Here is a 14401-nt window from a genome sequence, read left to right as displayed (position 1 = left end):
CCGGGTGCGGGCCCGGCACGGTCCACGAGAGTGCCCCTAAGCTGCGGCGTGCTCGTCCTCTCCGACGAAGGTGCGCCACAGCGCGGCGTACCGGCCGCCGCGCGCCAGGAGTTCGGCGTGGGTGCCGTCCTCCACGACCCGGCCGTGGTCCATGACCACGACCCGGTCGGCGCGCGCGGCGGTGGTCAGCCGGTGCGCCACCACCAGGGTGGTGCGCTTGCCCGCGAGCCGGTCCGTCGCCCGGTTGACCTGGGCCTCGGTGGCCAGGTCGAGGGCGGCGGTGGCCTCGTCGAGCAACAGGACGTCCGGGTCGACGAGTTCGGCCCGGGCCAGCGCGATCAGCTGGCGCTGTCCGGCGGAGAGGTTGCGGCCGCGCTCGGCGACGGTGTGCAGGTAGCCGCCGTCGAGGGTGGCGATCATGTCGTGGGCGCCCACCGCGCGGGCGGCGGCCTCCACCTCGGCGTCGCTCGCCTCGGGCCGTCCGTAGGCGATGGCGTCGCGCACGGTCCCCGGGAAGAGGTAGGGCTCCTGGGGGACGACGCCGAGCCGGTGGCGGTACGCCGTCAGGTCGAGCTCCCGCAGGTCGGCGCCGTCGGCGGTGATCCGGCCGGAGGTCGGATCGTAGAACCGGGCCACCATCTTGACGAGGGTGGACTTCCCGGCGCCGGTCTCGCCGACGAAGGCGACGGTCTGCCCTGCGGGGATCCGCAGGTTGATCCCGGCCAGGGCCTCGCCCTTCTCGCCGCGTTCCTCCGCGGTCCCGTACTGGAAGCGGACGTCCTCGAAGGCGATCTCCCCGCGCAGCGCGGACGTCTCGCGGGGGTGGTCGGGGCGCGGTGTGGTGGTGGGCTCGCGCAGCAGCCCCTGGATGCGGCCCAGGGAGACGGTGGCCTGCTGGTAGCCGTCGAAGACCTGGGAGAGCTGCTGGACGGGGGCGAAGAACAGGTCGATGTAGAGCAGGTACGCGACGAGCGCGCCGGTGGTGAGCGTCCCGGCCTCCACCCGCCCGGCGCCGACGATCAGCACCACGGCGGCGGCGGCCGAGGACAGCAGCTGTACGAAGGGGAAGTAGACGGAGATCAGCCACTGGCCGCGGACCCGGGCCTGGCGGTAGGCGTCGCTGCGCTCCGCGAAGCGGCGGGCGCCCGCGTCCTCGCGGCGGAAGGCCTGGACGATGCGCAGTCCGGAGACGGACTCCTGGAGGTCGGCGTTGACCAGGCTGACCCGGTCGCGGGCCAGCTCGTACGCGGCGACGGACTTGCGGCGGAACACGATCGTGCCGACGACCAGGACGGGCAGGGTCGCGAAGACGATCAGCGCGAGCTCGACGTCGAGGACGAGCAGGGCGATCAGGATGCCGAAGAAGGTGAAGACGGAGACGACGGCGGTGACGAGCCCGGTCTGCAGGAAGCTGGACAGGGAGTCCACGTCGGTGGTCATCCGGGTCATGATCTTGCCGGTCAGTTCGCGCTCGTAGTAGTCGAGGCCGAGGCGCTGCAGCTGGGCGAAGATCTTGACGCGCAGCGCGTACAGGACGCGCTCCCCGGTCCTGCCCGTCATACGGGTCTCGGCGAATTGCGCGGCCCACTGCGCGACGACCACGGCCAGCGCGAGGGCGGCCGCCGTCCAGACGGCGCCGAGCACGGCCTGCTCCACGCCCTGGTCGATGCCGTGCCGGATCAGGATCGGCAGGAGCAGCCCGGCGCCCGCGTCGACGGCGACGAGCAGGAGGCTGATGACGAGGGGCGCCCAGAAGCCGCGGAGCAGACGGCGCAGGCCGTAGCTCTCCTCGGCGGCCGCGGCGCGCGTCTCGTCCACGTCGGGCCGGTCGTCGGCGGGCGGCAGCGCGGCCACCTGCGCGAGGAGCTCGGGGGTGGCCGGCATCCCGGCGACCGCGCCCGCCATGGAGTGCCCGGCTCCGGGCACTGCGGTGGCGGCGGTGGGCGCCGGCCCAGGCTTCTCCTCCCGGCGGCGCCAGAGCTCGGGGGTGATCCCGCCGGCGACCCTGCGCTTGGCGTTGACGGGCTCGGAGTCGATCTCGGCTTCGAGTTCGAGGTCCCGTTCGAGGTCGCGGTCGAGCTCGCGCTCGTACTCGCTCATCACGGGGGCGTCGGGGGTCCGCGGCGAGCCGGCGCCGAGCGCGTCGGGGTCGGTGAGCAGCCTGCGGTAGAGCGCGGAGCGGCTCTCCAGCTCCTCGTGCGTGCCGATGTCGGCGAGCCGCCCGTGTTCGAGCACGGCGATCCGGTCGGCCAGCGCGAGCGTGGAGCGGCGGTGGGCGATCAGCAGAGTGGTCCGGCCGGCCATGACGGCGCGCAGCGCCTCGTGGATCTCGTGCTCGACGCGGGCGTCGACCGCGGAGGTGGCGTCGTCGAGGAGGAGCAGGCGGGGGTCGGTGAGGATGGCCCGGGCGAGGGCGATGCGCTGGCGCTGGCCGCCGGAGAGGGTCAGGCCCTGCTCGCCGACCTTGGTGTCGTACCCGGCGGGCAGGGCCTCGATGAACCCCTCCGCCTGGGCGGCGCGCGCGGCGGCCCGGATCTGCTCCTCGCCGGCCTCGGGGTGCCCGTAGGCGATGTTCGCGCGGATGGTGTCGGAGAAGAGGAAGGAGTCCTCGGGGACGAGGCCGATCGCGCCGCGCAGGGACGCGTAGGTCAGATCGCGGACGTCGTGGCCACCGACGCGGACGGCGCCGCGGTCGGCGTCGTAGAAGCGCGGCAGCAGGAGCGAGAGGGTGGACTTCCCGCTGCCCGAGGCGCCGACGACGGCGACGGTCTCCCCTTGCGCCACGGAGAGGGAGAACCCGTCCAGGACGGGACGCCCGGGGTCGTAGCCGAAGTGGACGTCGTCGAACTCGACGGTGGCGGGCGCGTCGGCGGGCAGCTCGTGCGCGCCCTCCCGGATCGCGGGTTCGGTGTCGATGAGCTCCAACACCCGCTCCACGCCGGCGCGGGCCTGCTGTCCGACGGTCAGCACCATGGCGAGCATGCGCACGGGTCCGACGAGCTGGGCGAGGTAGGTGGAGAAGGCGACGAACGTACCGAGGGTGACCTGCCCCCGGGTGGCCATCCAGCCGCCGAGGGCCAGCATGGCGACCTGCGCCAGCGCGGGGACGGCCTGGAGGGCGGGGGTGTAGCGGGAGTTCAGGCGGATGGCGCGCATCCGCCCCGCGAACAGCCCGCGGCCGGCCTCGCGGAGCTTGGCGGTCTCCTGCTCCTCCTGCCCGAAGCCCTTGACGACGCGGACGCCGGTCACGGCCCCGTCGACGACGGTGGCGACGGCGGCGGCCTGGCCCTGGGCGTACCAGGTGGCGGGGAAGAGCTTCTTGCGGCTGCGCTGGGCGATGAACCAGAGGGCGGGGGCCATCAGCAGGGCGACGAGGGTCAGCAGCGGCGAGAGCGCCAGCATGATCCCGAGGGATATCCCGAAGAGCAGGAAGTTCCCGATGGTCATGGGCAGCATGAAGAGCAGCCCTTGGATCAGCTGGAGGTCGCTGGTGGCCCGCCCGACGACCTGGCCGGTGGACAGCTCGTCCTGCCGCCGCCCGTCGAGGCGGGCGATGGTGGCGTACATGTCGGTGCGCAGGTCGTGCTGCACGTCGAGGGCGAGCCGCCCGCCGTAGTACCTGCGGATGTAGGTCAGTACGTAGACGAGGAGGGCCGCGCCCATGAGCATGGCGGCCCAGGGCCCCATGGGCTTGCTCTGATCGCCGATGACGTCGTCGATGATGACCTTGGTGACCAGGGGTACGAGCGCCATGACGGCCATACCGGCCAGCGAGGATCCGAGCGCGAGCAGCACATTGAGCTTGTAGCGCCAGGTGTAGGCGGCCAGCCGCCTGCCCCAGCCCTGTTCGTCCCCGGTCGCCGTCTCTGCCGCCGTCACGTGAGGCCTCCCCGTTCGCCTTGTCCTGCCGGAAGCCCCAACGCCCCGACCGGCGGATTTCATCCCGCCGCAACAGTTCGAACGTGGCGGGCGGGCGGCCGTGGCGCACGCGGGGAGCGCCGGATGTGGGCCGGTCGGGTTCAGTCGCGGCTCGGCTCGCGGCTCCGGTGGCGCTTGAGGTGCGGCTGCGGCGCCCGCGGCGCGGCCGGTCGGTTCAGCCGGGCGCGCCGCCCCGGGTGCGGGCCCGGGGGGCGGGGGACAGACTGGGCCGCATGTCGGAGCCGCAGGAGCCGCCCCCGCCCGGACCACGGGCGCCTGCCGCGCACACCGCGGGCCCGTCGAGGGCGTTCCTGGAGAAGGTGACGTACATCGCGGCGCCGGGGACCATCGCCCTCGGCCTCCTCTACTACTTCGGCAGCACCTACACCGAGGCGTACTACGCCACCTTCGGCGTGCCGACGGCCGACTTGCAGCTCTCCGTCCAGGCCTATCTCGTCCGCAGCCCCGGCGCGATCTTCTTCCCGCTGTGGTTCCTGCTGTGCTGCGGGCTCGTCACGCTGCTGGCGCTGGGATGGGCGGGGCGGTGGCTGGCCCGGTCCGGGCACGAGGACCGGCGCGGGACGGTGGCGTCCTGGCTGCTCGCGGCCGGGCTGTCCCTGGTGCTGTTGGGCTTCCCGGTCTTCTTCTGGGAGGACCGGCTGCCGCCGCTCCCCCGGGGCTGGCTGCGCGAGTTCGCGCCCTGTCTCGCGGTGGCCCTGGGCGCCACGCTGGCGTTCGCCGCCGTACAGCTGCGTCTGGGCGACGGCCCGGACGGGCAGCGGGACCGGGCCCGGGACCGGCAGACCCGTACGGCCGACCGGCTGTGGCTGGCGGCCGGGGCCCTGCTCCTCGGGGTGCTGACGATGAGCCTGTTCTTCGGCATGGCGCGGTACGTGGACGCGGCGGGCCGCACCGATGCCAGGAACTACGCCTGGGACGGCTACGTCTCCAGCCCGAGGGTGGTCCTCTACTCCCGCGTGCCCGTGATCCACCACGCCCCGGGCATCCGCTTCAAGGACCTGGGCCCGGCCCAGGGCCCGTACCGCTACCAGTACACGGGCTTCCGCCTCTTCGCGAAGGCGGCGGCCCGCCTCTACCTCGTCTCCTACCTGCCCCGGCTGCAGGAGCGCACGCTGGTGGTCCTGCCCGACGACGGGAGTGTCCGGATGGAACTCCGGGCGTGACGGCGGTCAGCCTTCGGGGGGGACCTCAGCTTCGGTGGGGAGCGGTTCGATGTCGGTGTAGGTCTCCTCGGGGGTCGGCGAGGGCGGTTCGGACTCCGGGGTGACCTCCTCGCTGGGGGTGGCCGCGCCCAGTGCCTCACCGGTGATGCCGACGGACAGGACATTGCCGTCGGAGGTCGTCGCGGTCAGCTCACCGCTGTAGGCGCCGGCCTCCGTCGCGATGTGCCGGACCCTGATCCGGCAGGTGCCCGCCGGTGGCACCGCGACGCCCGTACAGGTGTCCTCGATGATGGAGGTCTCGCCGGTGGTGGTGGAGGCCGCGACGTTCTGGAAGGTGACGGTCTCGCGGCGCGAGTTGTGCACGGTGACGTCGCCGCTGGTCGGCTTGCCGACCGGCGCGGTCGGCACGTTGAGCCCCGCCGTGGATTCGTCGGCCCCCTGGCCCAGGAACACCGACGCCGAGGAGTCGGGGGTGTCCTCCTGCACCTCGGAGGTGGGCGGCGGCGTCGGCTGCCCGCTCTCCTCGCCCGACCCCCCGCCCCCGTCTCCGCCCCCGCACCCCGCGGCCGCGGCCAGCACGCCGGCCACCACTGTTGCGACAAGACCGCGGACGACTGCGCGCATCCGGCACCACCACCTCTGCTCGGGTCCGGTCCGCCGCCCAACGTCGCACACCGCGGCGCCCGCCCCGCCCTCCCGGCCCGGTGACACAGCGTCATCCCCCGAAGGTGGGCTCCTCCTGGGCCAGGTGCGTCGGGGCGAACATCCTGAGGGTGGCCGCGAGGACCAGGACTGAGGGGCCGGGGGTGGTGAGGGACTTCTTGAGGTCGTCCTTCAGGGTGTCCGGGGTGGTGGTGGCGGCCGGGACGCCGAAGGACCGCGCCAGGGCGACGAAGTCGGGGCCCGGGAGGTCCGTCCCGGTCGCGCAGCCGTACTCGCGCAGGATGCCGTAGCCGCCGTCGTCCACGATCAGCCAGGTGACGTCCAGGTCGTGCTGCTTCGCCGTGGCCAGCTCCGCGATCGAGTACATCGCGCCGCCGTCGCCCGAGACCGCGAGGACCGGGGTGCCCGGCTCGGCGACGGCCGCGCCGAGGGCCGCCGGGAACGCGTAGCCGAGGCCTCCCGCGCCCTGCGCCGAGTGCATGGTGTTGGGGTGCTTCGGGTCGAAGGCGGACCAAGCCCAGTAGGACAGGATCGTCATGTCCCAGAAGGACGGGGAGCGCGGGGGCAGGGCCGCGCGGACCGAGGCCAGGAGGTCCTGCTCCAGGGTGAGGTCCTGCGCCGCCAGACGGGCCGCGATGTCGGCCAGCACGAGGCGCACGCGCTCGGGGGCGCCGGGGTCCTGGCGTTCGGAGACCGTCTCCAGCAGGGCCTGGAGGGCGAGGCGGGCGTCCGCGTGGATGCCGAGCGCCGGGTGGTTGGACTCCAGCTTGCCGAGGTCGGCCTCGATCTGGACGACCCGGCCGGTCGGGAAGAACGTGTGGTAGTTCGAGGACAGTTCACCGAGACCGGAGCCGACGACCAGCAGGACGTCGGCGTCCTCCAGGAAGTCCGTCATGTGGCGGTCCTCCAGCCAGGACTGGAGGGACAGCGGGTGCGTCCAGGGGAAGGCGCCCTTGCCGCCGAAGGTGGTGACCACCGGGGCGTTGAGGCGTTCGGCCAGCTGCCTGAGCTTGCCCGCCGCGTCGGAGCGGATGACTCCGCCGCCTGCGACGATCACCGGGCGTGAGGCCCGCGACAGCCAGTGGGCCGCCACCGCCGTCAGCTCCGGGCGCGGGGCCAGCTCGTGCGGGGTCGCGTCCATGCCCGTGACCTGGGGAATCAGGGTCTCGGTGCGCAGGACGTCCTCGGGGATCTCCACCCAGACCGGGCCGTGCGGCGCCGTGAGCGCCGACTCCCACGCTTCGGCGATCACCGACGGGATCTGCGAGGAGGCGCGGGCCTGGTGGACGGATTTCACCACGTCCCGGAAGGACGCCGACTGGTCCCGCAGCTCGTGCAGGTGGCCGCGCCGGCCGCCGCCCAGGCCGGGCGTCGGCACCTGCGAGGAGATCGCCAGGACCGGGGCGGAGGCGGCCGCGGCCTCGGCCAGGGCCGGCAGGGCCGTCAGCGCGCCCGGGCCGGTGGACAGCAGGAGCGGGACGGCCTCGCCCGTGAGGCGGCCGTACGCGTCCGCCGCGAAGGCCGCGTTGTTCTCCACCCGGAGGGTGACCAGGCGCAGGTCGCTGCGCCCGACCGCGTCGAAGAGGCCGAGCGCGTGCTGCCCGGGCAGCCCGAAGACGGTGGCCGCGCCGAGCGAACGCAGCGTCTCCACGACCAGGTCCCCGCCCGTGCGGCCCGGCGGCGGCGCGAGGGCGGCGGCCGTCTGGGCCTCGGTGGGACGGAGAACCAGGTCGTGGTCGTGCGTCACGTGTCCTACTTGCCCTTCGACTGCGCGATCTGACGGCTCATGATCGTGGTGAGCTCGTACGCGGTGTGCGAGGCCGCGACGGAGGTGATCTCCGCGTGATCGTACGCCGGGGCCACCTCGACCACGTCGGCGGAAACGAGGTTGCACGAGGACAGGCCGCGGATGATCTCCAGCAGCTCGCGGGAGGTCATGCCGCCCGCCTCCGGGGTGCCGGTGCCGGGCGCGTGCGCCGGGTCCAGTACGTCGATGTCGATCGAGATGTAGAGCGGACGGTCGCCGATGCGCTGGCGCAGCTGGTCGGCGACCTCGTCGGCGCCGCGGCGGTAGACGTCCGCCGAGGTGACGATGCCGAAGCCCATCTTGGCGTCGTCGTCGAGGTCCTGCTTGCCGTACAGCGGGCCGCGGGTGCCGACGTGCGACAGCGCCTCGGTGTCGAGGATGCCCTCCTCCACCGCCCGGCGGAACGGCGTGCCGTGGGTGTACTCGGCGCCGAAGTAGGTGTCCCAGGTGTCCAGGTGCGCGTCGAAGTGCAGGAGCGCGACCGGGCCGTGCTTCTTGGCGACGGAGCGCAGCAGCGGCAGCGCGATGGTGTGGTCGCCGCCGAGGGTCATCAGGCGGGAGCCGGCGTTCAGCAGCTCGTCCGCGGCCGCCTCGACCGTCTCGACGGCCTCGTTGATGTTGAAGGGGTTCACGGCGATGTCGCCGGCGTCGGCGACCTGCGCGAGGGCGAAGGGGGAGGCGTCCTGGGCCGGGTTGTACGGACGCAGCAGGCGCGAGGCCTCACGGATCGCGTTGCCGCCGAAGCGGGCGCCGGGGCGGTAGGAGACACCGGAGTCGAAGGGCACGCCGACGACGGCGACGTCCGCCGTGCCGACCTCGTCCAGGCGGGGCAGCCGGGCGAAGGTCGCGGGGCCCGCGTAGCGCGGGATGCGGGAGGAGTCGACGGGGCCGCGCGGCTGCGTGCTCATGGGGGGTGCCCTTCTGTGGTCCTACGGGTGCGGTCCTTCGAGCGTAAGCGGCAACCCCGGGGGCGCGAAGTGTACGGTTCATCCATCAGCATCCGCCACTATGTACGGAGCATCCATGCAGCCGCCTCCGGGTGACGCGGACCGGGTGGGCGCGCGGCCCACTCCCCCCACCGAGCCGGTGCGGCTCACCGCCCTGCTCGGCCCGGACGATCTGGGTCTGCGGCTGCTCGCGGGCCCGGCCGACATCGGCGACGTCGACGTCCACGGGGTGCACGCGTCGGAGATGGCGGACCCCTCCCCCTACCTGCTGGGCGGTGAGCTGCTGCTGACGGCGGGCGCGGGCCTCGCGGGGACGGAGCCCGGCGAGGCCGGAGAGAGCGGCGAGGCCGAGGAGTACGTACGGCGGCTGGTGCGGGCCGGGGTGGCCGGGCTCGGGTTCGGGGTGACGCCGGTGCACGAGGTCGTACCGCGGGCCCTCGTCGAAGCCTGCGACCGGCACGGGCTGCCCCTGCTGGAGGTCCCGCCGCGCACCCCGTTCACGGCGGTCGCCCGCGCGGTCTGGCGGCTGATGGCGCAGGCCCGTACGCGCGAGCTGCGCCGGGTCACCGAGGCCCAGCAGTCCCTGGCCGCCGCCGCGGCCCGGCCAGAACCGGTCCCGGCCGTACTGTCCCGCCTCGCGGCGAGCCTGGGCGGTCATGTCGTGCTCTGGCCCGACGGCCGCTCGGCGGGGAGCCCGCCCCCGCCGGAGGCGGAGCGTGCCCTGCGCGCGCTGCTGGCCCGCGCCGGTCAGGCGGGCGGCCCGGCGACGGCGACCGACGAGGCCGGCGGCTGGCACCTGGCCGCCTACGCCCTGGGCCGTCACACGCCTGCGGCGGCGGCTACCCCGGAGCAGGACCCCGGCGGCGCCCCCGCCGGGACCTGGTCCGGGCCGGGTCCCGCGGCGGCGCTCGGCACCGCCACCCCCGGCCGGGCGCCGGGCGACCACACCATCGCCTCCGTCGCCGCCGTCCTGCTGGCGCTGCTCACCGCGGACCGCCCGTCGGGGGAGGGCACCGCGGCCCTGACCCGGCTGCTCCTCGGCGGTTCCCCGGCCGAGGCGCTGGCCCCCGGGCCCTGGTACGCGGTCCACGCCCGCGGCGGCGGCGATCCGCGGGCCCTCGCGGCCGTGCTGGGCACCGTACTGCTCGACGCGCAGGGGCAGGACGTACGCCTGCTCACCGCCCGGGAGCCCGCACCCCAGCCGGGCTGGCGGCTGGGGGTCAGCGCGGCGGCCCCGCCCGAGGCGCTGGCGGCCGCCGACGCCCAGGCGCGGCGGGCTCTGGAACGGGCGGAGGCGGCCCGCACCCCGCTCGCCCGGCACGCGGACCCCGGCTTCGCGGGGCTGGTCGGCGAGGCCGAGGCCCGCGCCCACGCCGAGGCCCTGCTGGGCCCGCTGAGCCCCGCGCTGCGCACCACCCTGCGCTCCTGGCTCGCCCACCACGGCAGCTGGGACCGCAGCGCCGCCGCACTCGGCGTGCACCGGAACACGGTCCGCCAGCGCATCGCCCGCTGCACGGCCCTGCTGGGGCGCGACCTGGACGACCCGGACACCCGGATGGAGCTGTGGTTCGCCCTGCGCTACGAGGCGGGCGCCTGAGCGGGTCCGGGTGTACGGCGACCGGCCGAGGCGAGTTGCCGGACCTCAGCCCGCCGCCCGGCGGATCGCCGCCACCGTCGGGACCGGGTCGTTGGTGAGGAAGTCCAGGACGATCGCGTTGACCAGCGCGGGCTTCTCCTGGGTGAGGAAGTGCGAGGTACCGGGCACCACGGCCAGTTCGGCGTGCGGCAGGGCCTCGTACATCTCCACCACGTGGCCCATGGTGACGAGGTCGTCGTCGGAGAACATCACCAGCGCGCGCTGGGTCACGGCGGCCAGGTCGGAGGCCTGGAGGTTCGGCTCCTTGGCGGCCATCTCGCCGATCTTCGCGGCCACCACCTTGAAGTGGTCGATGCCGTCCGGGGAGACCTCGCCGTACGCCGGTCCGAGGAACTGGAAGATCTGGTCGACGTCCCATTCCATGTCGGGCACGGCCTCGCCCGCCTTGCTGAAGTCGCCGCTGATCATCACCAGTCGCTTGACGAGCTCCGGGCGCCGCATCGCCACCAGCATGGCCACGAACGCCCCGTCGCTGTGACCCACCAGGTCGGCGGGGCCGCCCACCACCGTCTCCAGGAAGGCGATCGTGTCGTCGGCCATCAGCTGGTAGGTGATCGGACCCGGTACGTCCGGGGTGTGCCCGTGGCCGCGGCGCTCGGGCGTGTACACGTGGAAGTGCTCGGCCAGCGGGCCGAGGTTCGGCGCGAAGAAGCGGGCGTCCACCAGACCGCCGTGCATCAGCACCAGCGGGTCGCCCGCACCGTGCTCCTCGTACCAGGTCCTCACATCGCCGAGCTGGACGTACGTACCCATCGTGATCTCCCCTGCCGATCGCGTCTTGTTGATCGCCTCTTGTGACGGTAGACCCCTGGTCACCGCGAAACTCATCGGCGCGCGCCGGGCCGGAGCCGGGGTGGCGTACGGCACTCTGGACAGCGAGGACAACTCGCCGGTAACTTAATCTGAGCAAGCGCTTAGATAAGGCGGCGGACTGCCGCGACCGAAGGGAGCCGGCCGTGCGCCGTACGGTGTTCAACGAGGACCACGAGGCGTTCCGCGAGACCATTCGCGCCTTCATCGAGGCCGAGGTCGTCCCGGTCTACGACGAGTGGTTCGCCGCCGGTCAGGCACCTCGCGAGTTCTACTACAAGCTCGGCGAGCTGGGCATCTTCGGGATCAACGTCCCCGAGGAGTTCGGCGGCGCGGGCCTGGACACGCACAAGTTCGAGGCCGTCCTCTACGAGGAGACCTCGCGCGCGGGCGTGAACTTCGGCGGCTCCGGCGTGCACGTGCTGCTCGCCCTGCCCTACATCAAGATGCTGGCCGACGCCGAGCAGAAGAAGCGCTTCCTGCCGAAGTTCGTCTCCGGTGAGGAGATGTGGGCCCTCGCGATGACCGAGCCGGGCACCGGTTCCGACGTCGCGGGCATGAAGACCACCGCGAAGCTCTCCGAGGACGGCACCCACTACGTCCTCAACGGCGCCAAGACCTTCATCACCGGTGGCGTGCACGCCGACCGCGTGATCGTCTGCGCCCGCACCTCCGCCCCGCGCGAGGACGACCGCCGCTTCGGCATCTCCCTCTTCGCCGTGGACACCAAGTCCGAGGGCTACTCCATCGGCCGCAAGCTGGACAAGCTGGGCCTGCGCACCTCCGACACCGCCGAGCTGGCGTTCGTCGACGTGAAGGTGCCGGTCGAGGACCTGCTCGGCGAGGAGAACAAGGGCTTCTACTACCTCGGCGCCAACCTGCCGTCCGAGCGCTGGGGCATCGCCTTCGGCGCGTACGCGCAGTCCAAGGCCGCGATCCGCTTCGCCCAGCAGTACGTCACGGAGCGCACCGTCTTCGGCAAGCCGGTCGCGCACTTCCAGAACACCAAGTTCGAGCTGGCCGCCTGCCAGGCCGAGGTCGACGCCGCCGAGGCCGTCGCCGACCGCGCCCTGGAAGCCCTGGACGCCGGTGAGCTGACGGCGGCCGAGGCCGCGTCCGCGAAGCTGTTCTGCACCGAGGTCGCGCACCGCGTGATCGACAAGTGCCTCCAGCTGCACGGCGGTTACGGCTACATGAACGAGTACCCGATCGCCCGCCTGTACGCCGACAACCGCGTGAACCGCATCTACGGCGGCACCAGCGAGGTCATGAAGTCCATCATCGCCAAGTCCATGGGCCTGTAAGGAAATCCGGGCCCTTACCCTTCCCCCATGAACGAGGCACTGACGACGCTCCTCGATCTGCTCGACCTCGAGCAGATCGAGGAGAACATCTTCCGCGGTACCAGCCGTCCTTCGCTGGTACCGCGCGTGTTCGGCGGTCAGGTCGCGGCCCAGGCGCTGGTCGCGGCCGGCCGGACCGTCCCCGCGGACCGCACCGCGCACTCGCTGCACTCGTACTTCCTGCGCACCGGGGACACGAGCGCGCCCATCGTCTACTCGGTGGACCGGATCCGCGACGGGCGCTCCTTCACCACCCGCCGGGTCGTCGCCGTCCAGCACGGCCAGCCGATCTTCCACCTCTCCGCGTCGTTCCAGACGTACGAGGACGGCCTCGACCACCAGGTCGCCATGCCGCCGGCCCCGGACCCGGAGTCCCTGCCCACCGCGGCCGAGTCCCTGCCCGCGTACCGGGAGATCTTCCGCGACCCGGGCACGGTGGAGCGGCTGATCGAGACGCGCGAGGCGGTGGACCTGCGGTACGCGACGACGCCGCCCTGGGGCAGCGTCGGCCAGCCGCTGGAGCCCCACAGCCAGGTGTGGTTCCGTACGGCCGGCAAGCTGGAGAGCGCGGACCCGCTGCTGCACACCTGCCTGGCCACCTACGTCTCCGACATGACCCTGCTGGACTCGGTCCTGCTCGCGCACGGCCGCGGCGGCTGGGCGGTGGGCGACGTGGTCGGCGCCTCGCTGGACCACGCGATGTGGTTCCACCGGCCCTTCCGCGCCGACGAATGGCTCCTGTACGACCAGGAGTCCCCCTCGGCCCACGGCGGCCGCGGCCTGGGCCAGGCCCGCATCTACACCCAGGACGGCCAACTGGCGATCACGGTCATCCAGGAGGGCGTGGTCCGCGTCCCCCGCGCGTGACGGACTCGGCCGCTGAGGGGCCCGGGCCGTGCTGGCCGCCTTCCGGGCGGACCTGGGCCAGGACCGCGAGGCCTCCCTCGCGGTCACCGATGTGCAGGGGCGCCGGCAGGGCTCGGACGGCGGTCGTTTGAGGGTTCGGGCCGACGGTTCCGCAGAGCTGGAACGGGTGACACGGCCCGGGCCGGACTGCGGCCAGTCCACCGGGGCGGCCGGTCCGGCGTTCGCTACCTGCGCTCGGCCGAGCCGCAGGGCTGACCGGAGCGAGCAGCGCCCTGGGAGCGCACAGAAGCCCCGGCCGGGAGGGCCCGGACGGGGCTTTTCGCCGGCCGCCGGGCTACGCGTCCCGCAGGCCCGCCGCGTTCAGCAGGTACGCCACCAGCGGGTCGTAGTGGCGGGGGTCGCGGACGTGGTCGTCCAGGGGGATCGCCACCTGGAGGGTGCCTTCGGCCTCGGCGAGGAAGAGCGCCGGGTCGTTGCAGTCGGCGTAGCCCACCGCGTCCAGGCCGCGCTGCGCCGCGCAGCCCGCCCAGCCGTGGTCGGCGACGACCAGGTCCGGCTGCGGGCGGCCCGCCGCCGCCAGGCCGTCGAGGATCGCGGCCATCGGCTCCGGTGAGTGGGTGTGCCACAGGGTCGCGCCCCGCTCCATCACCGCGACGTCCGCGAACTGCCACACCGAGCCCTCGTCCGCGACCAGGCCCGACGGGATGACGACGATCTCGCAGCCCGCGGCGCGCAGGGCCGCCGCCGTGGCCCGGTGGACGTCCAGGAGTCCGCCCGGGTGCCCGGTGGCGAACAGCACGCTCTGCCGGTCCAGCGCGGCCTTGCGCAGCCGCGCCGCCAGCCGGTCCAGGCCGGCCACGGTCAGCTCGGGGTCGATGGTGTCCTGGCCGTACCGGAAGCCGGGGTCGTCCACGACCCCGCACCGCTCCGCCATCACCGCGAGCACGTCCTGCTCGTCCGTCCAGCGGTCGCCCAGCTCCAGGCCGAGCCAGTAGTGCCGGTCGCCGTTGGCGAGCTTGCGGTAGTGACTGAGGTTGTTCTCGCGCGGGGTCGCGACCTGCCCCGCGATCCGCGTGCGGACCAGATGGTCGATGAGTTCGGCGCGGCTCGGCGTTCCCACGGGCTGGTCGAGCGTCTCTATCGGCTTCGGCATACGGGCCATTCTGCCGCCGCCGGGGCGGAGGCGGCGCGTCCATTCCGATCAC

The 14401-nt window shown here is 73.5% G+C and carries 10 protein-coding genes; 4 read left to right on the top strand and 6 right to left on the bottom strand.

The window, feature by feature from the left end; translation table 11 throughout:
• Positions 1–36: 36 nt before the first annotated feature.
• Positions 37–3879, bottom strand: a complete 3843-nt coding sequence (locus tag AC07DU_RS16655; RefSeq protein WP_479112003.1) for an ABC transporter transmembrane domain-containing protein — start codon at positions 3877–3879, stop codon at positions 37–39.
• 272 nt (positions 3880–4151) lie between these two features.
• On the opposite strand from AC07DU_RS16655, the gene AC07DU_RS16650 reads away from it, so the two are divergent.
• The gene (locus AC07DU_RS16650) at positions 4152–5102 is read left to right on the top strand and encodes a hypothetical protein (protein ID WP_479112001.1); all 951 of its coding nucleotides are present in this window, start codon (positions 4152–4154) and stop codon (positions 5100–5102) included.
• Between the two features lie 6 nt (positions 5103–5108).
• On the opposite strand, the gene AC07DU_RS16645 is transcribed toward AC07DU_RS16650, so the two are convergent.
• The 3 genes from AC07DU_RS16645 to speB form a co-directional block, all read right to left on the bottom strand.
• Positions 5109–5726 (bottom strand): hypothetical protein, encoded by a 618-nt coding sequence (locus tag AC07DU_RS16645; RefSeq protein ID WP_479111999.1) that lies wholly within the window; start codon positions 5724–5726, stop codon positions 5109–5111.
• A gap of 91 nt (positions 5727–5817) precedes the next feature.
• Entirely contained in the window at positions 5818–7512 is a 1695-nt protein-coding gene (locus AC07DU_RS16640) for a thiamine pyrophosphate-binding protein (protein ID WP_479111997.1), read from the bottom strand.
• A gap of 5 nt (positions 7513–7517) precedes the next feature.
• Positions 7518–8480 (bottom strand): agmatinase, encoded by a 963-nt coding sequence (speB, locus tag AC07DU_RS16635; protein ID WP_360897986.1) that lies wholly within the window; start codon positions 8478–8480, stop codon positions 7518–7520.
• Positions 8481–8595: 115 nt separating this feature from the next.
• Here speB and AC07DU_RS16630 point away from each other — a divergent pair, with 115 nt between their 5' ends.
• The gene (locus tag AC07DU_RS16630; protein WP_479035526.1) at positions 8596–10116 is read left to right on the top strand and encodes a PucR family transcriptional regulator; all 1521 of its coding nucleotides are present in this window, start codon (positions 8596–8598) and stop codon (positions 10114–10116) included.
• Between the two features lie 45 nt (positions 10117–10161).
• Here the strand turns inward: AC07DU_RS16630 and AC07DU_RS16625 are convergent, their stop codons facing one another.
• Positions 10162–10929, bottom strand: coding sequence for an alpha/beta fold hydrolase (locus AC07DU_RS16625; RefSeq protein WP_479111995.1), 768 nt, complete (start codon positions 10927–10929; stop codon positions 10162–10164).
• A 203-nt stretch (positions 10930–11132) separates the two neighbouring features.
• Here AC07DU_RS16625 and AC07DU_RS16620 point away from each other — a divergent pair, with 203 nt between their 5' ends.
• Entirely contained in the window at positions 11133–12290 is a 1158-nt protein-coding gene (locus AC07DU_RS16620) for an acyl-CoA dehydrogenase family protein (RefSeq protein ID WP_360897992.1), read from the top strand.
• A 27-nt stretch (positions 12291–12317) separates the two neighbouring features.
• Positions 12318–13196 (top strand): acyl-CoA thioesterase II, encoded by an 879-nt coding sequence (gene tesB, locus AC07DU_RS16615; RefSeq protein ID WP_479035531.1) that lies wholly within the window; start codon positions 12318–12320, stop codon positions 13194–13196.
• Positions 13197–13530: 334 nt separating this feature from the next.
• Here tesB and AC07DU_RS16610 read toward each other — a convergent pair whose 3' ends face one another.
• On the bottom strand, positions 13531–14358 hold the full coding sequence (locus tag AC07DU_RS16610) for a phosphatase (RefSeq protein WP_479111993.1): 828 nt from the start codon (positions 14356–14358) through the stop codon (positions 13531–13533).
• Between the last annotated feature and the right edge of the window lie 43 nt (positions 14359–14401).

This window comes from Streptomyces sp. NPDC045695 (assembly GCF_056432025.1).
This window is presented reverse-complemented; position numbering and strand designations above follow the sequence as displayed.

Bases quoted from the DNA above. Each gene is read 5' to 3' on its own strand.
- AC07DU_RS16650 (WP_479112001.1), top strand. From the start codon at position 4,152: ATGTCGGAGCCGCAGGAGCCGCCCCCGCCCGGACCACGGGCGCCTGCC.
- AC07DU_RS16645 (WP_479111999.1), bottom strand. From the start codon at position 5,726: ATGCGCGCAGTCGTCCGCGGTCTTGTCGCAACAGTGGTGGCCGGCGTG.
- speB (WP_360897986.1), bottom strand. From the start codon at position 8,480: ATGAGCACGCAGCCGCGCGGCCCCGTCGACTCCTCCCGCATCCCGCGC.
- AC07DU_RS16630 (WP_479035526.1), top strand. From the start codon at position 8,596: ATGCAGCCGCCTCCGGGTGACGCGGACCGGGTGGGCGCGCGGCCCACT.
- AC07DU_RS16625 (WP_479111995.1), bottom strand. From the start codon at position 10,929: ATGGGTACGTACGTCCAGCTCGGCGATGTGAGGACCTGGTACGAGGAG.
- tesB (WP_479035531.1), top strand. From the start codon at position 12,318: ATGAACGAGGCACTGACGACGCTCCTCGATCTGCTCGACCTCGAGCAG.
- AC07DU_RS16610 (WP_479111993.1), bottom strand. From the start codon at position 14,358: ATGGCCCGTATGCCGAAGCCGATAGAGACGCTCGACCAGCCCGTGGGA.